This window comes from Streptomyces griseoloalbus, from assembly GCA_014650015.1.
GTDB classification, from domain to species: Bacteria; Actinomycetota; Actinomycetes; order Streptomycetales; family Streptomycetaceae; genus Streptomyces; species Streptomyces griseoloalbus.
This window is the reverse complement of record BMUD01000001.1, coordinates 459,440-481,577: the sequence shown is the minus strand read 5'-3', so window position 1 is coordinate 481,577 and position 22,138 is coordinate 459,440. Positions and strand designations below refer to the sequence as shown.

15 protein-coding genes are annotated in these 22,138 nt (G+C 71.1%); 2 read left to right on the top strand and 13 right to left on the bottom strand.

Annotation, left to right across the window (positions count from 1 at the left end; all coding sequences use genetic code 11):
* Window positions 1-143 precede the first annotated feature (143 nt).
* Window positions 144-1,559, top strand: coding sequence for a polysaccharide pyruvyl transferase family protein (locus IE178_RS02050; protein ID WP_318279786.1), 1,416 nt, complete (start codon window positions 144-146; stop codon window positions 1,557-1,559).
* A 210-nt stretch (window positions 1,560-1,769) separates the two neighbouring features.
* A complete protein-coding gene (locus IE178_RS02045; protein WP_193511066.1) occupies window positions 1,770-3,830 on the top strand; it encodes a CDP-glycerol glycerophosphotransferase family protein in 2,061 nt (686 codons plus the stop codon).
* 414 nt (window positions 3,831-4,244) lie between these two features.
* Here the strand turns inward: IE178_RS02045 and IE178_RS02040 are convergent, their stop codons facing one another.
* The 13 genes from IE178_RS02040 to IE178_RS01980 all read right to left on the bottom strand — a co-directional run bounded on the left by IE178_RS02040 (window position 4,245) and on the right by IE178_RS01980 (window position 21,972).
* Window positions 4,245-5,471, bottom strand: coding sequence for a glycosyltransferase family 2 protein (locus IE178_RS02040; RefSeq protein ID WP_193511065.1), 1,227 nt, complete (start codon window positions 5,469-5,471; stop codon window positions 4,245-4,247).
* 206 nt (window positions 5,472-5,677) lie between these two features.
* Entirely contained in the window at window positions 5,678-7,765 is a 2,088-nt protein-coding gene (locus tag IE178_RS02035) for a CDP-glycerol glycerophosphotransferase family protein (protein WP_193511180.1), read from the bottom strand.
* A 182-nt stretch (window positions 7,766-7,947) separates the two neighbouring features.
* Window positions 7,948-9,444: a bifunctional cytidylyltransferase/SDR family oxidoreductase gene (locus IE178_RS02030; protein ID WP_184760641.1), complete on the bottom strand. Its 1,497-nt coding sequence runs from the start codon at window positions 9,442-9,444 to the stop codon at window positions 7,948-7,950.
* A 1,044-nt stretch (window positions 9,445-10,488) separates the two neighbouring features.
* Window positions 10,489-12,039: an alkaline phosphatase D family protein gene (locus tag IE178_RS02025; protein ID WP_184760640.1), complete on the bottom strand. Its 1,551-nt coding sequence runs from the start codon at window positions 12,037-12,039 to the stop codon at window positions 10,489-10,491.
* 222 nt (window positions 12,040-12,261) lie between these two features.
* Window positions 12,262-13,779: an FG-GAP-like repeat-containing protein gene (locus IE178_RS02020; RefSeq protein ID WP_193511064.1), complete on the bottom strand. Its 1,518-nt coding sequence runs from the start codon at window positions 13,777-13,779 to the stop codon at window positions 12,262-12,264.
* A gap of 99 nt (window positions 13,780-13,878) precedes the next feature.
* A complete protein-coding gene (obgE, locus tag IE178_RS02015) occupies window positions 13,879-15,324 on the bottom strand; it encodes a GTPase ObgE (RefSeq protein WP_184760638.1) in 1,446 nt (481 codons plus the stop codon).
* Between the two features lie 112 nt (window positions 15,325-15,436).
* Window positions 15,437-15,691: a 50S ribosomal protein L27 gene (rpmA, locus tag IE178_RS02010; RefSeq protein ID WP_006132816.1), complete on the bottom strand. Its 255-nt coding sequence runs from the start codon at window positions 15,689-15,691 to the stop codon at window positions 15,437-15,439.
* Window positions 15,692-15,705: 14 nt separating this feature from the next.
* On the bottom strand, window positions 15,706-16,026 hold the full coding sequence (gene rplU, locus IE178_RS02005) for a 50S ribosomal protein L21 (RefSeq protein WP_004931419.1): 321 nt from the start codon (window positions 16,024-16,026) through the stop codon (window positions 15,706-15,708).
* Window positions 16,027-16,252: 226 nt separating this feature from the next.
* Entirely contained in the window at window positions 16,253-16,846 is a 594-nt protein-coding gene (gene rfbC, locus IE178_RS02000; protein WP_193511063.1) for a dTDP-4-dehydrorhamnose 3,5-epimerase, read from the bottom strand.
* A gap of 11 nt (window positions 16,847-16,857) precedes the next feature.
* Window positions 16,858-18,858, bottom strand: coding sequence for a glycosyltransferase family 2 protein (locus IE178_RS01995; RefSeq protein ID WP_193511062.1), 2,001 nt, complete (start codon window positions 18,856-18,858; stop codon window positions 16,858-16,860).
* On the bottom strand, window positions 18,855-19,778 hold the full coding sequence (gene rfbD / locus IE178_RS01990) for a dTDP-4-dehydrorhamnose reductase (RefSeq protein WP_193511061.1): 924 nt from the start codon (window positions 19,776-19,778) through the stop codon (window positions 18,855-18,857). Before rfbD ends, IE178_RS01995 begins: the two co-directional genes overlap by 4 nt.
* 116 nt (window positions 19,779-19,894) lie before the next feature.
* Window positions 19,895-20,908 (bottom strand): dTDP-glucose 4,6-dehydratase, encoded by a 1,014-nt coding sequence (rfbB, locus tag IE178_RS01985; protein WP_184760634.1) that lies wholly within the window; start codon window positions 20,906-20,908, stop codon window positions 19,895-19,897.
* The gene (locus tag IE178_RS01980) at window positions 20,905-21,972 is read right to left on the bottom strand and encodes a glucose-1-phosphate thymidylyltransferase (protein ID WP_193511060.1); all 1,068 of its coding nucleotides are present in this window, start codon (window positions 21,970-21,972) and stop codon (window positions 20,905-20,907) included. Before IE178_RS01980 ends, rfbB begins: the two co-directional genes overlap by 4 nt.
* Window positions 21,973-22,138: the final 166 nt, after the last annotated feature.

Sequence of the window (22,138 nt, the reverse complement as noted above, 5' to 3'; positions counted from 1 at the left end):
CGCGAAGCACCCCCGCGTGCGCTCGGGCGTTCCACCCTCCGGACATGCGCACCGTGACCGCCCGCTCACGCACCGCGCCCAGCGGAAAAGTTGCGTTGGTTGCCCATAGAAATCAAACATTCCGTGAACGTATTTTGAACGGCGTGCCCCACAACGTTCGCCCCACGAAGCGCATCCTGCTCAGATCGGGGAAGAGCCCCCATGACGTCCTGTCCGTGGAGGAGGCCCTCCACCGTGACGTCATCGCCACCAACTCCGGCAACCTGATCTTCAGCGACGCCGCGCACAAGATCCTCGAGACGCCCGGCACGGAGGTGGTCTCGAACAGGATGCGGACCGAGGTGGCCGCGGCGGAGCGCATCAACGAGGAGTACGACGCCTTCGTCGTGCCGCTCGCCAACGCCTTCCGCCCGTCCTTCGAGCCGGGCCTGAAGCGGCTCACGCGGCTGATCGGCAGGCTGAGGATCCCCGTGGTCGTCCTCGGGGTCGGCGCGCAGACCGGGCTGAACTACAACCCGGCGCGGCTGAAGCCGATCGAGCCGTCCGTGCGCGCCTTCGTCTCCGCGGTGCTCGACCGCAGCGCCTCGATCGGGGTACGGGGCGAGTTCACCGAGAAGTACCTCAACGACATGGGATTCCGCGACGTCGAGGTGATCGGCTGCCCGTCGCTGTTCATGTACGGCAAGGAACTCGCCGTACAGAAGCGGACGCAGGAGCTGACCGAGGGCTCGCGCATAGCCGTCAACGGCTCGCACAGCGCCGTGCGCAAGCTGGGCATGGACCGGATCATCTCGCGCACCCACGCCCGCTACCCCAACCTGCGGTTCATCGGCCAGAACCTCAGCGACGCCAAGCAGCTGCACTGGCGGGACCTGTCCGACCCGAACGGGAAGGTCACCGCGATGCCGACGCATCCCGACCACCCGATGTACCGCGAGGGCAAGGTCCGCGTCTACGTCGACCCGGTCACCTGGATCGACGACCTGCGGGACTTCGACTTCTCCTTCGGCTCACGCATCCACGGCAACATCGCCGCGCTGCTGGCCGGTACGCCCGCGACCGTACTGTGCGCGGACTCGCGGACGCTGGAGCTGTGCCGCTACTTCGAGATCCCGCACCGGCGGATCGACGAGCTGCCCGAGGACGTCGACCCGGCACGACTGTACGAGGAGGCCGACCTCAGCGCGCTGACGGGCCACCACCACGAGCGGTTCGAGCGGTTCACGGCGTTCCTGGACCGCAACGGCCTGGAGAACACCTTCTCGCACGGCGACGGCGGCGCGGCCTTCGAGAAGAGACTGCGCGCGCTGGACTTCCCGGCGGGAGTGCGCCCCTGGACCGACACGGACCTCGCCTCCCTCGCCTCGCGCATGGGCTGGCTGAACCACCAGGTGAGCGAACTGACCGCGGAGAACACCCGGTTGAAGCGGGACCTGGACCGTACGAAGGCAGGTGTGCGCAGGTTCGCGGCCGCCCCGGCGACCGCGTCGGTGTACCGCCGGGCCCGCCGCGTGGTGGGCGCTCCGCTGCGCAGGGCACTGCGGAAGGGGCGGTCCTAGGGAGTGTCGTTCGGATCGGGCCGACTTTCGGGGAACGGCGCCTTGCGGCCGGACACGATCCGAACGAACCCCCCAGACCCCGCCGGGCGGGCCCGGCGGGGCCCTGGCATCCTGCGGTCACTCCACACGTCGAGGACACGCGCGTGTCGTCCGGAGGTCGGCACGCGTTAACCCGGGCGCCCGTTCTGCGCCGACCCTGGAGTGACCGCAGTGCCCGAACCTTCGTCCCATCGGCGGCGGATCGCCGTTCAGTTGCTCGTCCTCGCCGCCCTGACGGCCGCCTTCGTCGCGCAGGCCACAGCCGCGCTGCACCCCCATGTGGCCCTGCTGCTCGTCTCCACCTCCGTGTCCCTGGCGGTGGAGGGTGTGCTGTACCGGTGGCAGCCCGGCATGCTGTCACTGTTCGCCAAGTCGCACGCGGACATCACCGTCCGCCATGTGCTGCGCGATCTGCTGCTGGTGGTGGGCCTGCTGCGGCTCGGGGAACAGGACCGGGAGACGCAGTACGCACCGCTCGTCGCCGGACTGCTGGCCTTCTACGTGCTGCACTGCGCGATCCAGGCGGTGTCCGTGCTGGTCCGCCGGACCCGCACGCTGCCCGTGGTGACCCGGAACGTCGACGCCTCGGCGCTGCGCCTGTCCCCCGCCCCACCCCTGCTGCTGCGCCGCCCCGGCCACCGGCTGCTGGTGTTCGGCCTGCCCGCGACGGCCGGGCTGACGGCGACGGCGGTCACCGACGATCCCCGGTACGCGGCGGCCGGTGTCGCGCTGGCGCTGCTGCTCACGTCCCTGGGCCTGGGGGCGCTGCTGCTGCGGCTGCTGCCCGGCCGGCGTCCGGCGGACGAGCAGGCGGTGCTCGACTGGTTCGACGCGTGGCTGGCCGAGTACCGGCCCACGGTCGGTCTGTACTTCTCCGGCGGCCCCTCCTCCGCCTACCAGGCCAACATGTGGCTGGGGCCGCTGGCCGGGCTCGGCGGACGGCCGGTGATCATCCTGCGCGAGCGGTTCATGGTCCCGAGGATCGCGGCGACCGACGTGCCCATCGTGTGCCTGCCGAAGGTGTCCACGCTGATGCGGTTGGAGCAGTCCACGCTCCAGGTCCTCATCCACCCGTCGAACTCCGGCAAGACCTCCCAGGTGCTGCGCATTCCCACGATCAAGCACACGTTCGTCAACCACGGGGAGAGCGACAAGCTGTCGTCCTGCAACCCGTACGCGAAGGCCTACGACGAGGTGTGGGTGGCCGGTCCGGCGGCGCGTGAGCGGTACGCGCTGGCCGATGTGGGCGTCGAGGACAAGGACGTGGTGGAGATCGGGCGCCCGCAGCTGGACGTCGTACGCCCGTACGCGGGCCCGCCCACCAGCGCGTACACCACCGTGCTGTACGCGCCGACCTGGGAGGGCTGGGACGGCCATCCGGGCAACACGTCGGTGATCACGGCCGGCGAGAACCTGGTGCGGGCCCTGCTCGCGGACCCGGGGGTGCGGCTGCTGTACAAGCCGCATCCGCTGACCGGCTCGGTCGACCCGCGGGCGGGCGCGGCCGACCGGCGCATCCGGGAGCTGATCCGGGCGGCGAACCGGGAGCGGTCCGCGTCGCGTCCCGCGCCCTCGGCGGAACTGGCGCCGCGCACCGCGGAGTTGGACCGGCTCACCACGGCCGCGTTCCGGGCGGGCGCCGATCAGGTCGAGCGGATGCTGGTGCAGTCCGCCCCGGAGCCGGGCCGGGCGGAGGCGGTGGCGCGGGCGACGGCGGCCTGGGAGGAGGCGTACTGGGCGTCGCTGCCCGAGGGGGAGCACCACATCGTCACGGACGCCCGCCCCGAGCTGTACGCCTGCTTCAACGTGGCCGACCTGCTGATCAGCGATGTGTCGAGCGTGATCAGCGACTTCCTGGCGAGCGGGAAGCCGTACGCCGTGGCGAACACCAGCGGGCTGCCCGAGGAGGCGTTCCGCGCGGCGTTCCCGACGGTGGCGGCGGCGACCGTGCTGACGCCGGACGCGGCCGGGGTGCCGGCCCTGCTGGAGTCGGTGCGCCATCCGGAGACGGACGAACTGGCCGAGGCGCGGGCGGAGTTGAAGCTGCGACTGCTGGGCCCGGCGGAGCCGACGTCCCAGGAGCGCTTCGCCGCGGCCGTACGGGCCCTGTGCGCGGCGGCGCGGGAACACCGGGCCCGTACGGCGCTGAGGGCCACCGCGGAACTGCCCGGCCAGCGCCGGGAGGCTCCCGCGGAAGCGGGGGCCGGAGCCCCCGGAGCCGGCGCGGTCTGACGACCGGGTCCGGTCGCCCCGGCCCGGCCCGACGACCGGCCCGACGTTCGGCCCGACGTCCGGCCCGGGGCAACCGGCCCGGGGCAACCGGCTCGGGGCAACCGGCCACTGGTCCCACGGCACCGGGGACCGGTCCCCGTAGACGGGACATGCCAAGCCCGCCAAGCCACGACCGACCGGCCGCGCGCCGCCGGTCCAGGCAGGACGGCCAGTCCAGGGCAGGACGCCCGATCCAAGGCAGGACAGCCGATCCAAAGCGGGACGCCCGGTCCAAGGCAGGACAGCCGATCCAAGGCAGGACGCCCGATCCAAAGCGGGACAGCCGGTCCAAGGCAGGACGCCCGGCACCGTCGGCTCAAACCGGCCCGAGCCGAAAACGGTCTGGGCCGTCGAGGTCCCCCGGCCCCGGCGGCCTCACGCCGCCGCGGCCGGGCCGTCCGGTGTGGTCCTGAAGAAGGCGGGCAGCTTGCGGCGGGCCTTGCGCGCGGCGCGGCGCAGGACGGAACGGGCGCCGCCCTCGCGGTAGCCGGGAACGGCGCGGGACTCACGCGGGGAGGCCAGGTACACGGAGTCGGGGATGCCCGCCGCACTGTCACGGAAGTGCGGGTAGGCGAGGTAGACGCGGCGGCCCCGCTTCTCCAGCCGCGCCGGCGCCTGCTGCTTCGTCCGCACGAACTGCAGTACGTCCATGAGGAGTTCCAGCCGCTGCTCGGCCACCAGGTGCAGCCGCAGCCGCTCCTCGACCTTCAGCCGCTCGGCGACGCCCTCGGTCCAGTGGACGTCCATCAGCGGCCGCGCCAGCGACAGTTTGCGCCGCCGGACGTCATCGCCGTCCTTGAGGAACCGGGGGCCGAACTGCGGCAGCAGGGTGATGGTGAAGGGCCGCACCATGAGCCGGTCGCGCCGGGGGCCCTCGGGGACGAGGTCGGCGATCAGGTTCATCAGGGCGCGGGCGGAGTCGAACCGCAGTTCGTAGCCGCCGCTCTTGGTGACGTGCTTGCCGTCGTCGCGGCCCACCAGGTAGTAGCAGGTGTGGTCGGCGACCACGGAGACGCCGTCCGCCCGCAGGTACGCCTCCATGGTGAACAGCGCGTCCTCGCCGGTGAACAGCGACTCGTCGAACCGTATGCCGTGCCGGTCCAGCAGCTCGCGGCGGAACAGCTTCTGCGCGCTGAGCGTGAACATGATGTTGGAGGAGAAGACGTCGGTGCGCTCCAGCGTCTCGCCCCACATGGACTTCGGCGCGCTGCGGTTGACGCCCTCGACCCGGCCCAGCACCACATCGGTGCCGGCGCGGTCGGCCATGGCCACCATCCGCTCGAGGGCCTCGGGGCCCAGCCGGTCGTCGGCGTCCAGGAAGAAGACGTAGCGCCCGGCGGCCTTGTCCAGGCCCACGTTGCGCGGGCCGCTGGGGCCGCCCGAGTTCTCCTGCCGGAGCACGGTGACCGGCATCGGCGCGCGGTCCGCGAACTCCGTCAGGTACTCCCCCGTGCCGTCGGTCGAGCCGTCGTCGACCGCGATGACCTCGATGCGCTCCGGACCGATGGTCTGTAACTCCACGGAGGCCAGGCACTCGACCAGATAGGGCATCGCTTCGTACGCCCCGATGACCACGGTGACATCAGGCTGCGTCACGGTCACGTTTCCCCCTCATCACGGGATAGTCCCCCGTTTCGCGTCATTCGCTACTGATTAGACGGGTGTTCGAGGGGGAAGGTTGCCCGGCACCTCTGCCTTAGTGGCTCACGTCACACCGCGCCGTCCCTCCTCGGTCACGCACCTGAAAAGGCTCGGCCCCCGAGGATCAACTCCTCGGGGGCCGAGCCCAGTTGGACCTGCGAGGCCGGTCAGCCCGCGTTTATGCCGTCCGCCTCACCGGCCGCCGACGCCCGCTGGCCGGGCACCGCGTCCGCCAGCTCCACGTCGGGGCCGCCGGTCGTGATCCGGGACGTCTGGCCGAGGTTGCGCGTCTCGGCCTTCAGCGCGAGCTGCGCGACGGCGGTGTTGAACTGGTCGATGGACTTGGGCTCGTCCGGGCCGAGCAGGTAGCGCTTGAGCTCACCGCGGTCCTCGGCCAGCGGGTCGGCGGCCGGGTCACGGACGGCGTCGAGCAGCCCGCCCAGCTCGGCCGCGCTGTTGGACAGGATCACCGCGGCACGCACCGCCGTGTTCTGCCGCTTGAACTCCTCCACGCCGAGTTCGGCGGAGTCCGTGACCGCGTACGGCTTGCCGCTGGCGATGAAGTCGGAGACCACGCTGGAGATGTCGGAGACCATCGCGTCGGAGACGTTGAAGCAGTCGTACAGACGCGGCTGGGAACCCGTGATGACGCGGTGCTCCCACTCGGGGAAGGAGCGCCAGTACGCGGCGTTCCACTCCTCGCGCAGCCGGGCGGTCTCCTCGTGCCGGGCCACGTCGACCAGCCCGTCGCGGGTGGCCTCGGCCTCGTCGCCCTTGTCGGTGCCGACGGCCAGCTCGGCCAGCCGGGCCTCGATGCGCGCCAGTTCCGCCCTGGCCCGCGTCTGTTCGGCGGTGTCGGCGGTGAAGCGCGCGTCGGCGGCGCGCTCGGCGGCGGCCTTCTCGATCAGCGCGACGATCCGCTGGTGGGCGGCCTTCGCCCGCGCGCTGCGGGTGCCGGTGAAGGGGTGCGGCTTGTACAGCACTCGCACCGCCGGGTCGGCCTCGACCAGCTTCTTCACGATGGTCTCGCCGGCCAGCAGGATCGAGGTGTTGCCGGGGTTGTCGTCCCAGCCCTCCCAGGTGGGGGCGTACAGGACCGTCGGGCAGCGTCCGTCGGCGGCACCGCCGGGCACTCCCTGCCAGGTCTGGATCGGGGCCAGCTGCGGGCGGCCGACCTCGACGATGTCGTCGTCGCGGACACCGACGTCGGCGATGGCGTAGCGGTCGCGGCCCGCGCGGCCGGCCGTCCACACCTCGTCGTAGACCTTGCTGAACGGGTTGACGCTGGCGAGCTTGTCGCTGTCGCCGTGGCCGATGAAGACGTGCTTCATGGTGGGTACGCGCAGCAGGTGGATGTTCTTGCCGACGTTCGCCGCGTACAGCGCGACCCGCACCGTGGACAGGTCCATGTTCATCAGGTGCACCCCTCCGGGCACGCAGATGACGGGGACCGTGGTGGGCGCCAGGTTCTGCAGGATGACCCGCTCGCGCAGGATGACCAGCGGACGGGTGTCCAGCTGCTCCATGGTCTCCAGCCACATGTTGACCTGGTAGGCGGAGTCCTTGGAGCCGGAGAAGTACAGCACCGTCTCCGGGCGGTACTCGCGCAGCCAGCCGTCGACCGCGGCCAGCACCTTGTCGGCCTTCGGCGGGATCTTCCGGCCGCGCACGTAGGGCACCAGGACGGCGACGTACAGGATGCCCAGGGCCAGCGTGACGCCGATGCCCGTGTACCCGACGGCGGCCGACTCCAGCTGCGCGCCGACGAGTATGCCGGCGACGGCCGCGAGGTCGAGGTGGAGCATCTTCTCCGCGGCGCGGTGCAGCAGCACGCGCGGCGGGGCGTCGGGGATGCGGACGCGGGAGGCCAGGTCGACGTTGCGGGTGGCGACCGGCATGCGGCGGCGGTTGCGGATCAGGGTGGCCAGCGCGCCGTGCGGGGCCTGGAGACCGTAGAAGGCGATGAAGCAGGCGATCGCCCCGTAGTAGATCAGGTTGTCCGCGAGGGACAGGCGGGCCAGCAGCAGGATCAGCAGCAGCTGTCGGATCAGGAAGCGGATCGACAGGCCCGCCCGCACCTTGCTGAGACGGTTGACCAGATAGCTGCCCTTGCGGTGCAGATAGTGGTCCGCCAGGTACGTCACGGCGGCCGCCGCCGCGAAGGCGGGAATGCTCGGGACGAGCGCGGCCAGCATGAGGCAGGGGAAGCCCAGCATCATGAGGACCGCCGCGGCCAGTTCGGCCGCGCTGCCCACCCGGGCGACGCGAATAGCGGTGGATATCACGGAGAACCTGCTCTTGGAGGGGGAGTGCCGGTTGTGTGCCTGCGGGTAATTCGGGAGGTACGGATTCAGGCCCCGGCGAACTCCCGTCGCTGGACTGCGTTAACGGGAGGCCGCAGAGGCCTGAATTACCGAAGACTATTTGACGGCAATTATTACACGCCGTCCTGACGGTCCAGCACGGAGGCCAGCGCCTGCTCGAACCCGGAGGCGCGCGCGGCGCCCGCCGTGGGGTCCTGCTGGCGTACGTCGATGACATGGCCGGTGAGCTCGGACAACAGCACGTCCAGCGACGTACGGGCCACCGCCTCGGAGGACAGCAGGCTGCCCGCGGGCTCCTGCCCGAAAGCCTTGGTGCGCATCGGCGTGGCGGTGCGTTCCGGGTTGATGCAGTTCACCCGGACGGCGTCACCGGCCCACTCGTCGGACAGGGCCTGGGTGAGGTTCACCATCGCGGCCTTGGTCGAGGAGTACAGGCTGTACTCGGCGCGCCCGCGGGTGTAGCTGCTGGAGGTGTACAGCAGCAGCTGTCCCTTGCTCTCGGCCAGGTACTTGTACGCGGACCGGGCGATCTGCACCGGGGCCAGGTAGTTGACCTTCAGCGCCTCCTCGATGGTGGCGTTGTCGGTCTCGGCCAGCTTGCCGATGCGCAGTACGCCCGCGGTGTTGACGACGTAGTCGATGCGGCCGGTCTCGGCGTACGCCTTCGACAGCGCGTCGTCGACCTCCTCCGGGTTCTCCACGTGGGTGCCGGTGGTGGAGCGGCCCAGCGCGTAGACGGTGGCGCCGTAGGACTCGGCGAGGGCGGCGATGTCCTGGCCGATGCCGTACGAACCGCCGAAGACGACCATGGTCTTGCCGGTGAGCAGCCGGCGGTAGACGTCCTCGCCCTTCTGCGCGGGCGCGGCGGTGGAGGCGAGCTGGTAGAGCTTGTCGGCGATGAAGACGTCGACGGGCTGGGTGACCTTCATGTTGTACTCGTCGCCCGCCACGACGTGGATCGGCACGTCCGGCAGGTACTTGAGCACGACCGAGCAGTCGTCCGTGGCCTGGAAGTTGGGGTCGCCGGCGGCGACCTCGTAGGCGCGGCGGATCGTGGACAGCTTGAAGGCCTGCGGGGTCTGGCCGCGGCGCAGCCGGGAGCGGTCCGGGATCTCGGTGATGAACTCGCCGTCCTCGCCGTGCGTGCGCGTGACGATGATGGTGTCCGCGGACGGGATGGCCACGTCGACGGCCTGGAAGCGCTCCAGCGCGGTCACGCAGTCGTCGATGACGCGCTGCGACAGCAGGGGGCGTACGGCGTCGTGGAAGAGGACGTTGCGGTCCTCGCCCTCGGCCAGGCCCTCACCGAGCGCGGCGATGGCCCGCTCGGTGGTCTCGTTCCGGGTCGAGCCGCCCTCGATGACCTGGGTGACCTTGGTGAAGCCGGCCTTGGCGACGATCTTCTCCACGTCGGGCACGTATCCCGGCGCCATCAGCACGATGATGTCGTCGATGGAGTCGGCCTTCTCGAAGGTGGTCAGGGTGTGCTCGATGACTGCCTTGCCGGCGATCTTCAGCAGCTGCTTGGGGATCGACAGACCCACCCGCTGACCGGTACCGCCGGCCAGGATCACTGCGGTCGTACGGGGCTTGGCTATGCGCTGGGACACAGGTGACCTACCTTGGGGCGACAGGGAACTTCGAAATGGTCCCACTTGTGGTTACCGCAGTGCAAGGTGAGCGACCTCCGCCGCATATGTGCGCGCAACCTGTCATTCACCTAGGACCCCTGGTACTCCGTGAGGGTTCCCGGGACCTCTGGTGAATTGCTGTGAGTAACTGCACAGGAGTTATGCCATTGCTGTGCGTGACACAGGTGACGGCACCGGCTCGCTCGGCGCGGGCGCAGCCGTTCCGGACCGCGGTGACCGGGGACCTTCACGAGTTCCTTCGACGATGTCCGGTGAACGGTACGCCCTTTGCCGGCGCCGGCCGTCGCGGCGACCGCGGTGAGCGCCCCGAACAGCGCCTGCGCTGCCGCTTCGGGCGCGAGCCGCGGCTCACCCGCGGGCACCGGGGAGTCCGGTACGGCGGACGGCGGGCCGGGGTCGCCGGGGGCGCGCACGCCCCTGCCGCCGATCCGCGCCGCCGCCTCGGCGCCGATAGCGGCGGCGGCTTCCGGAGCCCCTCACGGGGTACGGATCTTCACGTCCTGAGAGGCGGGACCGCACGAGTTCTTCATATGAGCGATCGCGCCCTGGCGCACCAGCCTCGAATACAGCTTCCGCCGGGAGATCATTGCCGCGGAATTCCTTATTAAGATTCCGCAGCATTTCGGTCTCGGCGAGGGTGAGGGAACGGTTCACGGTCTCCGGACCCGGTTTCCACGGTCCGCCGGGGAGTCCGACTGCTGCCACTGCGGGGGCGTGACCCGCACGAGAGGGCGCGGGGACCTGGACGTGCGCCCGGTCCCCGCCGCGCCGCTCGACGACACGTGCGACGACCGTCTCGTCCTCCGTGTCGGCGAAGAACGCGCTGCCGATGACGGAGGTGCGTGCGCCGGCGGGACCGCCGCCGTGGTGCCGGCCGCCCGGGGTTCGTCCTCCGTGCGGTCCGTGTCCATGCCGAGGCACGGTAGACGGACTTCCTGAGGGTGGCCCGAGAGGAGCCCGGGACCCGGGTGAGTGCCCGGCTCCTCCCGTCGGGCGGCGGGCTCAGACCAGGTGGACGCCGGGCCGGCCGGCCTCGACCCGCAGCCTGGCCAGGGTGCTCGGCGTGGCGCGCGGCGCCACGACGGTGTCGACCACCCGCACGCGCGCGTCGATGCCGTCGCGGCGGATGTCGAACAGGTGGTAGCCGCGGTGGGCGTCGAGCAGCTTCCAGTGCGGGTTGTCCGCACGCCGCGGGTCCCACTGCGCACGGAAGGCTGCCTGGTCCTGGTCGCCGTTGCTGGAGATGGAGGTGCCGACGAACTCGGCGCCCACGACCGCCGACCTCGGGTCGGCGAAGTCCGCCTTCAGGTCGCTGATCATCGTCAGGTGCCGGTCACCGGTGAGCACGACCGGGTTGCTGACCCGCCGGAACTCCTGGAGCAGGGCGTTGCGTTCGGCCTGGTAGCCGTCCCAGGCGTCGTAGAACCAGAGCTTGCCCTCGCCGACCTGGAGGTCGGTCTCGGCCATCATGATCTGGGAGGCGATCAGGTTCCAGCGGGCGGGCGAGTGGCGCAGCCCGTCGACCAGCCACCGCTTCTGCGCGGCCCCGAGCATGGTCAGCGACGGGTCCTGGGCGCCTTCCTGAGTGGTGGCCTGGTCGCTGCGGTACTGGCGGGTGTCCAGCACGTTGAGCCGGGCGAGCCGCCCGAACTCCAGCCGGCGGTACATGCGGATGTGCGGTCCGTTCGGAACGGCGGTGGCGCGGACCGGCATGTGCTCGTAGTACGCCTGGTAGGCGGCCGTCAGCCGGGCCACGAAGGCGTCGTGCGCCTGCTTGCCGGGGTCCTGCGGGATGTCGCCGGCGAAGTCGTTGTCGACCTCGTGGTCGTCGAAGGTGACCACGAAGGGGGCGTTCGCGTGCATCTCCGCGAGGTCCGGGTCGGAGCGGTACTGGGCGTACCGGTTGCGGTACTGGGTCAGGCTGTACGGCTCGCCCGTGCCCTCGTGCCGCCGTACACCGGTCGCCGAGGGGGTGGACTCGTAGATGTAGTCGCCGACGAACACCACGACGTCCGGGTCCTGCTGCAGCATGTCGGCGTACGGGGTGAAGTAGCCGTGCTGCCAGTTCTGGCAGGAGGCGAGGGCGACCCGGAGGTTTCCGCCGGAGCTGTCCGGGGCGGGCGCGGTGCGGGTGCGGCCGACGCGCGAGAGCTGCCCGCCGGCGCGGAAGCGGAACCAGTACGTGGTGTCCGGGCGCAGCCCGCGCACGTCCACGTGGACGCTGTGTCCGTGGGCGGGGCGGGCCTGGGCGGTGCCCTGGCGGACGATCTTCTTGAAGCGGGTGTCCCGGGCGATCTGCCACTCCACGGGAACGGTGCGGTCGGGCATGCCGCCGCCGTTCAGCGGGTCCGGGGCGAGCCGGGTCCACAGCACGATTCCGTCCGGCAGCGGGTCGCCGGAGGCGACTCCCAGGCCGAACACGCCGTCGGGCAGCGGTCTTCCGGCCGCCTGGGCGCCGGCCGGCAGCCACAGCTGGGCGGAGGCCGCGGCGCCGAGCGCGGCGGCACCGGCGGTCAGAACGCGGCGGCGGTCTGGCGACATTGCTCCGGTCATCGGCGAACTCCCCTGCCTCACGTGCCTCTTGGACACTGGGAAGCTCGCCGTCCGGGCGGTACGCCCGCTGAACGCCGTGATGCGCGTGCATGACAAGCAGAGAGACAACAGGAAACCCGCCGCGGCACGGGAACATCCCGTTGCCGCGACGGGTCCGTCAGGTGAGCGGCGGACGACGGCCCGTCTTCGGCCCGCCTCTCGGCCGTACGGGGCCGGTCGCGGTCAGTCGGCGAAGGCGGTGCCCAGTCCGGCCCCGGTCGCCACGGTGCCGAGGGTGCCCGCGCCGAAGGCCGTGGTGCCGTTGGGGCTCACCACGGTCGTCGGGGAGGAGCGGAAGTACCACACCGACCCGGCGCCGGAGTTCTCCCCCGGCGCACCGACGGCGAGGTCGGCGAGCCCGTCGCCGTTCGCGTCACCGAGGTGGGTGGCCCGGCCGAACCCGTCGTTCCGCTCGGCGCTGCCCGGCACGTTCGCGGTGTTCTGCGTGACCGCCCGGGCGCCGGCCCCGGTGAGTCCGCTCGCGGTGCCGCGCAGTACGACGACCGAGCCCGCGCTCGCCACACTGCCGAGGTCCTCGCCGGGCAGCCCGGTGACGACGTCCGGGTAGCCGTCGCCGTCGACGTCGCCTATCCGTACGTCGGTGCCGAAGGCGTCGTCGTCCTCGGCGCTGCCGGGCACACCGGGGGTGTCCTGGTTGACGAAGACCGCCCGGGCACCGTCGGGGCCCTCAGGGGTGCCGGGGATCCAGGTGACGCGGCCGCCCTTGACGTGCGGGTGGTCGAGGTCGCTGTCGTAGCCGTCCACGGCCCGCCCGACCACGATGTCGTCGACCCCGTCGGCGTTCACGTCCCCGACGTCGAGGTTCTCCCCGCCCTGCAGCCGGCCGCCGTCGGCGTCGTCCACGACGGTGTACGGGGTCAGCCCGTCCCGGGTGCCCGCCCAGTACACGACCCGCCGGGCGTCGTACTCGTCGCCGTCGTTCTCGGTGGCGACGACATCCGTCACGCCGTCGCCGTCGACGTCACCGGCGGCGAGGTCGAGGACCCGGCTGTCGAACTCGTCCTTGACCACCTGCTCGCCGCCCGCACCGGCACCGTCCCGGCCGAAGGGCCCGCCGACGACCCGCAGATCGTGCAGGTTCTCCACGGTCACCAGGTCCGGGCCGCCGTCGCCGTCGACGTCCCCGACGGTCAGGTGGCCGGCGGCGCCGAGGCCGTCGTAGGTGTTCCGGCCGGACGCGAGCGCGGCACCGCCGGACAGACCCCGGGGACCGCCCCACAGCACCTCGACCATTCCGGCGTCCGCTCCCCCGTCCGCGGTGTCCTCGCGGCCGACGCCGACGACGAGATCCGCGTAGCCGTCCCGGTCGAGGTCGGCGGTGGCGAGCGCGCTGCCGAACTCGTCGTCCGTCTCGGCGCTGCCGGGCACCCCGGCGGTGTTCTGGCTGAACACCTGACGGGTGGCGGTGCGCAGACCGTTCGCCGACCCGTACAGGACGGCGACGTAGCCCGCGCCCTCCTTGCCGTCCACCGTCGCGGTGGGGGCGGCCACGGCGAGGTCGGCGTAGCCGTCGCCGTTGAAGTCGTCGTGCGGGCCGGTCGTGCCGGCGGCGGCCGGCTGCTGGGCGGGGACGGCGTACGCACCCGGCACCGCGAGCGCGCAGGCGACGAGTGCGACGCCGGTCGCGAGCGCGATCCGTGCGGGGCGGGAGAGGTACCGGCGTGGGGAAGGCGTGGCCATGGGGGGATTCCTGTCGTAGAACCGGTTTGGCTTCCGTGATCTACGACTCGCCGGAACCCCCCTGGGTTGCCCCGCCGTTCACCACGACTTCACCCGGTGTCACTCCGCCTGGAACGGCTGGAAGTCGTCGTACGCCCGCTCGACGTCGTCCCGCTCGGCCTGCCGGTCGCGTCGCCGCTGCGCCGCCGGGCGGGGTGCCTCGAAGCGGTGGTCCTCGCCGCGCCGGCCGAGCATCTCGGCGCCGGACGTCAGGGACGGCTCCCAGTCGAAGACGACCGCGTTGTCCTCGGGTCCGATGGCGACGCCGTCGCCCGACCGGGCACCGGCCTTCACCAACTTCTCCTCGACACCGAGGCGGTTGAGCCGGTCGGCGAGGTAGCCGACGGCCTCGTCGTTGTTGAAGTCGGTCTGGCGGACCCAGCGCTCGGGCTTCTCGCCCCGCACGCGGTACAGCCCGTCCTCCTCGCGGGTGACGGTGAAACCGGCGTCGTCCACGGCCTTGGGCCGGATGACGATCCGCGTCGCCTCCTCCTTCGGCTTGGCGGCCCGCGACTGGGCCACCAGCTCGGCGAGCGCGAACGACAGCTCCCTCAGCCCCATGTGCGCGACGGCCGACGCCTCGAAGACGCGGTAGCCGCGCGCCTCCAGGTCGGGCCGCACCATCTCGGCGAGGTCCTTGCCGTCCGGTACGTCGATCTTGTTGAGCACGACGATGCGGGGGCGGTTGCCGAGACCGCCGTACTGCCGCAGCTCCTCCTCGATGATGTCGAGGTCGGAGACGGGGTCGCGGTCGGACTCGAGCGTGGCGGTGTCCAGCACATGCACGAGCACACTGCACCGCTCCACATGCCGCAGGAACTCCAGCCCGAGCCCCTTGCCCTGGCTGGCCCCGGGGATGAGGCCCGGCACGTCGGCGATCGTGTACACGGTCGACCCGGCGGTGACGACACCGAGGTTCGGGACCAGGGTGGTGAACGGATAGTCGGCGATCTTCGGCTTGGCGGCGCTGAGCACGGAGATCAGCGACGACTTGCCGGCACTGGGATACCCCACCAGCGCCACGTCGGCGACGGTCTTCAGCTCCAGGACGACGTCCTGCAGGTCCCCCGGCTCACCGAGCAGCGCGAACCCGGGCGCCTTGCGCCGCGCGGAGGCGAGTGCGGCGTTGCCGAGCCCGCCGCGTCCGCCCTGGGCGGCGACGAACGAGGTCCCGTGCCCCACCAGGTCGGCGAGCACGTTCCCCGCCTTGTCCAGGACGACGGTCCCGTCCGGCACGGGAAGGACCAGGTCCTGCCCGTCCTTGCCGCTGCGGTTGCCGCCCTCGCCGGGCTTGCCGTTGGTGGCCTTGCGGTGCGGGGAGTGGTGGTAGTCGAGCAGGGTGGTGACGGACTGGTCGACGGTGAGGATCACATCGCCGCCGCGTCCGCCGTTCCCGCCGTCGGGCCCGCCGAGCGGCTTGAACTTCTCACGGTGGACGGAGGCACAGCCGTGGCCTCCGTTACCCGCGGCGACATGCAGCTCGACGCGGTCCACGAAGGTGGTCATTGGGGGTGCCTCCAGCACTGCGAGAACGTACGGATCAGTGGTTGGTGTAACACGCGAAAGGCGGACCCGCTTCCCACCGGGGAAGTGAGGTCCGCCTCGCGAAAGCTTCCGATCAGGCGACCGGAACGATGTTCACGACCTTGCGGCCACGGCTGGTGCCGAACTGCACCGAACCGGCCTGCAGCGCGAACAGCGTGTCGTCGCCGCCGCGGCCGACGCCGGCGCCCGGGTGGAAGTGGGTGCCGCGCTGGCGGACCAGGATCTCACCCGCGTTGACGACCTGACCGCCGAAGCGCTTCACGCCGAGGCGCTGAGCGTTGGAGTCACGACCGTTCCGGGTGGACGATGCGCCCTTCTTGTGTGCCATCTCTCCTCAGTCCCTTACTTCGCAGCCGCGGGGATCTCAGTGACCTTGATCGCCGTGTACTGCTGGCGGTGGCCCTGACGACGGCGGTAGCCGGTCTTGTTCTTGTAGCGCAGAATGTCGATCTTCTGGCCCTTGTGGTGGTCCACGACCTCGGCCTGGACCTTGATGCCGGCCAGCACCCACGGGTCACTGGTCACGGCGTCGCCGTCGACGACGAGCAGGGTCGAGAGCTCGACCGTGTCGCCGACCTTGGCGGTGGAAATCTTGTCAACCTCAACGATGTCGCCGACAGCAACCTTGTGCTGGCGACCACCGCTGCGCACGATGGCGTACACGCGGATCTCACTCTCATTCGAAGACCGGCACCCCCGCAGTCCAGCCGCTCACGACACGCGAACAGCCTCTCCGGAACACCGTGTGCTCCGGAGGAAGAGGTTTACGGGGATGTGGCATGTCACTAAACACGCCGACGGCCCAGATTACGGGGCCCCGGCCGAACGGGTCAAACCGGAGCGGGGCGGCGGGCCGGACCGCCCCGGCGGCGGGTCCGGTCCGGGCGGCTCAGCCGCCGAGGCTCTCGCGGTAGGCCACGCACGCCTCGTAGGAGGGCAGCAGGCCCTGCTCGCGGGCCTCGGCCAGGGTGGGCGCCTGTTCGTCCTTGGGGGAGAGCAGCGGCGTGAGGCCGTCGGGCCACTCGATGCCGAGCGCCGGGTCGAGCGGGTGGATGCCGTGCTCGCGCTCGGGGGCGTACCCCTCGGAGCAGAGGTAGACCACCGTGGCGTCGTCGGTGAGCGCCATGAAGCCGTGGCCGAGGCCCTCGGAGAGGTAGACCGCGTGGTGGTCCCGGTCGTCCAGGCGGACCGCCTCCCACTGGCCGAAGGTGGGCGAGCCGGTCCGGATGTCCACGATCACGTCGAGGACCGCGCCGCGCACGCACTTGACGTACTTGGCCTGGCCGGGCGGCACGTCGGCGAAGTGGATGCCGCGCAGGGTGCCCCGGCTGGAGACGGACATGTTGGCCTGGGCCAGCGTGAGCGGATGACCGGCCGCCTCGGTGAAGACCGGGGCCTTGAACCACTCGTGGAAGCTGCCCCGGCCGTCGGGGAAGATCTTCGGCTCGTGCACCCAGGCACCGGAGAGGGAAAGGGGTCGCATCGAAGGGGTCCTCAGCTCTTCTTCTGCTCGTTCGTCAGTGCGCGCTTGACGCGCCCGGCGACCCTGCGCCACAGGGGGCGGGGCCGGGCGGGCTTCTTCGGGGCCGCCTTCTGCCCGGCGGACCCGGCCGGCGGGGTGTGCCGGTCGATCACCCGGGCGGTGCCGTCGGCGGCGACCACCACGTCCACCGGCAGCCGGGTCCATTTTGCCTCGCCACGGCCGGCGGACGGCACGCCGACGCGGACGGCCCAGCGCTTCCCGGCGAGCTTCCCCACCGGCAGCGTGGCGCTCACCGTACGGCCGTCCACCACGGCGTCGGCCGGGAACTTGCCCACGTTCTTGCGTTCGAAGCGGAGCCGCACCGGATCCCCGCCGTCCGCCGCGACGTGCAGCGGCAGCGGGAGCCGTACGGTGGCCCCCTCGACGACAGCTTCGGCCGGGTCCATCAGGGCCACCGCCTCGCGCTCCAGCTTGTTCGTGTGCTGGTCGACGTCGAGGGACAGGTTGCCCGGCCCGTCGGTCCAGTACGGCAGGACCAGCCGCCTCGGCTCACCGGTGAGCGCGGCCAGCCGCCCGGCCTCCGCCTCCTCGCCGCGCACCGCTCCGAGCCGGGTCTCCTTGCTCCAGCCGCAGGACTTGATGCGCAGGTGCAGGTCCCAGATGCCCTTGCCCAGGGGCTTGCCCGCGGCAGCGGTCTCGGGGTCGAGCACGGCGCGCGCGGTGATCCGCTGGCGGAAGGTTCCGTCTCCCGCCTCCAGGCGGTGCGGTGCGCACTCGACCGGGAGGTAGTACTGCGTGGCGTCCTCCCGGTGGCGGACCACCAGGTCCACGTCGCTCTTCGCGACCGGGGCGTCCAGGGTGATGTTCTGCCCGGCCAGCGCCTCCAGCGCCTTGTCGGACAGCGGCAGGGCGAGCAGGTCGCGCTCGTCCTCGCGGCGGAAGGTCATCGGCTCGCCGTCGACCTGGTACTCGGAGGTGAATCCGACGTTCAGGACGCCCTCCTGCCAGGCCAGGGAGTCCAGGGTGCCGGTGGGCCTGATCCCGGCCTCCCAGCGGGCGAGCGCGCGGACGTCCTCGTACAGGTCGGCGGCGATCAGTCCGGCCACCACCCGCTGGGTGGGGGCGACCCTGGCGAACACGCCCGGCCCGAAGCGTTCGGTGATCACACCGCGGATCTCGCGGTACAGCTCCTGCGCGTAGTCCTCGGGGAGCTTGAGCAGCCGGCTGCCGCGCAGCCGCTCGACCATCTCGTTGCGCAGCCAGCGGCTGAACAGCTTGTCGCGCAGCGGGCCGGGCTCGGTCAGTTCCTCGACCACGTCGAGGGCCTCGCGGAGGTTCTTGAAGTAGCCGACCGGGTCGAAGCGCTGGAAGCCGGCGTTGGAGCCGTCGTCGCGGGTGATGTGGTAGTAGCACAGGTAGTCGCCGAGCACGGCGACGCTCCTGGCCCGCAGGTAGGCCTCGACGACGAAGACGTGGTCCTCCAGCCGGCGGCGGCCCTCCTTGAAGCGCATGCCGTGCTGCTCGAGGAACTCCCGCCGGAACATCTTGTGCGGGGTGAGGCTGTCGATCAGCGGCGCGTTCTCCACCGTCGCGCGCGGCCGGTTGACCCGGAACAGCTCCTGCGGGACGGGGCGGCCGATGCCCGCCATCTTCCCCACGACCACGTCGGCGTCGTTCGCCTTGCCGTAGTCGTACATCCGCTCAAGGGCCTCGTCGCCGAGCCAGTCGTCGTGGTCGACGAACATGACGTACTCGCCCCGGGCGGCGTCGATGCCGGTGTTGCGGGGTTTGCCGGACCAGCCGGAGGACTCCTGGTGGATGACGTGGAAGTGGGGGTGCTCGGCCGCCAGTCGGTCCAGCAGGGCCGGAGTCTCGTCGGTGGAGCCGTCGTCGACGAAGAAGACCTCGAACTCGTCGGGGGTGAGACTCTGCCGCAGCAGGCCCGTGACGCAGTCCTCGACGTACTTGCCCGGGTTGTAGACCGCGATGACGACGCTGACCTTGACTGTCACGCCGGGTTCTCCTTCTCGTGGACCCGGTGGATCGCCGGGAACGCCTCGGTGAGGGCCGCGCGCCAGTCGCGCAGCGGCTCGATGCCGGCCGCGGCGAAGCGCTCGTGGCCGAGCACGCTGTAGGCCGGGCGGGGGGCGGGGCGCACGAACGCCTCGCTGGTGGTGGGGCGGACCCGGTCCGGGTCGGTGCCGAGCAGGCGGAAGATCTCCCGGGTGAAGCCGTACCAGGTGGTCTCGCCGGAGCTGGTGCCGTGGTAGACGCCGGCCGGGGCGGTACCGGCCAGGGCTCCGCGCCCCAGCTCGATCAGCAGACCGGCCAGGTCGGCGCTCCAGGTGGGCTGGCCGCGCTGGTCGTCCACGACGTCCAGGGTCTCGCGCCGGCCCTCCAGGCCGATCATGGTGCGGACGAAGTTGGGGCCGCCGGTGCCGTACAGCCAGGCGGTCCGGACGACGTAGCCGCGGTCCGGGAGGGTCTCCAGGACGGCCCGTTCGCCGGCCAGCTTGGTGCGGCCGTAGGCGCTGCGCGGGGCGGTGGGGGCGTCCTCGGCGTACGGCGTGGTGGCGTCGCCGGCGAAGACGTAGTCGGTGGAGACGTGGAGCAGGACGGCGCCGGTGCGGGCGCAGGCGTCGGCGAGGTGGGCCGGGCCGTCGCCGTTGATCGCGAGCGCCTCGGCCTCGCGGGTCTCGGCGTCGTCCACGGCCGTCCAGGCCGCGCAGTTGACGACCACGGCGGGCCGGTGGTGCCGGAGCGCCTGCCGTACGGCGTCGGCGTCCGTGAGGTCCAGCGCCGCCCGGTCCAGGGCGGTGGTCCGCTCCCCGGCCGCGGCCAGCCGGGCCAGTACGTCCTGGCCGAGCATGCCGCCCGCCCCGGTGACCAGCCAGCCGGCCGGGGCGCTTGCCTGTTCCTGTGTCGGGTTCATCCCTCTTCTTGTCCTCTGTGCGGGTGGCGCGGGCCGCCGCAGTGGTCCGGGGCGCGCGGGAAATGCCTGAACGGGCCCGGGACGGTCCCGGGCCCGCGAGAGGTGGGTGGCGGAGCTCAGTTCAGCGCCGCGCGCTCCTTCAGCGGCTCCCACCAGGCGCGGTTGTCGCGGTACCACTGGACGGTCTCGGCGAGGCCCTCGCGGAAGTCCTTGCGCGGCTCGTAGCCCAGTTCCTCGCGGATCTTCGTGCAGTCGACGGAGTAGCGGCGGTCGTGGCCCTTGCGGTCCTCGACGTACTCGACGCTGGTCTCCCAGTCGGCGCCGCACGCCTCCAGCAGCAGCCCGGTGAGCTCCTTGTTGGAGAGCTCGGTACCGCCGCCGATGTTGTAGATCTCGCCCGCGCGGCCCTTGGTGCGGACCAGCTCGATGCCCTGGACGTGGTCGTCGATGTGCAGCCAGTCGCGGACGTTGCCGCCGTCGCCGTACAGCGGGACCTTCCTGCCGTCGAGGAGGTTGGTGACGAAGAGGGGGATGACCTTCTCGGGGAAGTGGTGGTGCCCGTAGTTGTTGGAGCAGCGGGTGACGCGGACGTCCAGGCCGTGGGTGCGGTGGTAGGACAGCGCGATCAGGTCGCTGGACGCCTTCGCCGAGGAGTAGGGCGAGTTGGGCTCCAGCGGGTGGGTCTCGGGCCAGGAGCCCTCGTCGATCGAGCCGTAGACCTCGTCGGTGGAGATGTGCACGAAGGTCTTGATGCCGGCGCGGTGCGCCGCGTCGACGAGCGTGTGGGTGCCGACCACGTTCGTGCGGACGAACTCCGCGCCGCCGTCGATGGAGCGGTCGACGTGCGACTCGGCGGCGAAGTGCACGACCTGGTCGTGCTCCGCCATCAGCTTGCCGACCAGCTCCGGGTCGCAGATGTCGCCCTGCACGAAGGCGAATCCGGGGTGCTCGCGCACCTCGTCGAGGTTGGCCGGGTTGCCCGCGTACGTCAGTTTGTCCAGGACGGTGATCGCGACATCACCGGGGCCCTGGGGGCCGAGCAGCGTACGGACGTAGTGCGAGCCGATGAAGCCGGCACCGCCGGTGACCAGGATCCGGGTCGGACGGGCGGGAGAGGTGGGGGCCGTCATGAGGAGATCTGCACCTTGCTGTGATCACCGAGCATGAGCCGGTGGGCCTTGGGGTTACGGGGAGCGGGCGTGACCTCGACGTCGCGCCCGATGAGCGAGGCCTCCACCCGGCGCACGCCGGTGACGGACGAACCCCGCAGGACGATGGAGTACTCGATTTCGCTGTCCGCGATCCGGCAGCCCTCGGACACCGAGGTGAAGGGGCCGATGTACGCGTTGTCGACCACCGTTCCGGCACCGATGATCACGGGTCCGACGATCCGGCTGCCGCTGACGCGGGCGCCCTCCTCGATGCGCACCCGGCCGATGATCTCGCTGGCCTCGTCCACGGTGCCCGCGTCGTGGGGCTCGAGGGTCTCCAGCACGGACCGGTTGACCTCCAGCATGTCGGTGACGTTGCCGGTGTCCTTCCAGTAGCCGGAGATCGTGGTGGAGCGGACGTCCCGCTTCTCGTCGATCAGCCACTGGATGGCGTGCGTGATCTCCAGCTCACCGCGCCAGGACGGCTCGATCGAGCGGACCGCCTCGTGGATGGCGGGGGTGAACAGGTAGACGCCGACGAGGGCCAGGTCGCTCTTCGGCTGCTTCGGCTTCTCCTCCAGGCCCACCACCCGGCCGTCGTCGCCGAGTTCGGCGACGCCGAAGGAGGTGGGGTTGGGGACCTTGGTCAGCAGGATCTGCGCGTCGGGCCGCTCGGTCCTGAACTCCTCCACCAGGCCGGTGATGCCACCGACGATGAAGTTGTCGCCGAGGTACATGACGAAGTCGTCGTCGCCGAGGAAGTCGTGGGCGATGAGCACGGCGTGCGCGAGTCCCAGAGGCGCTTCCTGCGGGATGTAGGTGACCTCGATCCCGAAACGGGAGCCGTCCCCCACCGCCTCACGGATCTCGTCCGCGGTGTCGCCGACGATGATCCCGACCTCGCTGATCCCGGCATCGGCGATCGCTTCCAGGCCGTAGAACAGCACGGGCTTGTTGGCGACCGGCACGAGCTGTTTGGCCGAGGTGTGGGTGATCGGACGGAGGCGGGTCCCCGCTCCCCCGGACAGGACGAGAGCCTTCACGTGTAGCGCCCCAATACTTTACCTAATTAGGGACACAAAATCCCTGTTTGTCTGATTTAAAAGTCGATCTTTGGCCACATCATAACCAGACGGTAGGGGGCATTGATTCACCGCCCATTCACATATTCGGCCCCCCGGTGACGATTGGAGGGCGGAATAAAGCAAT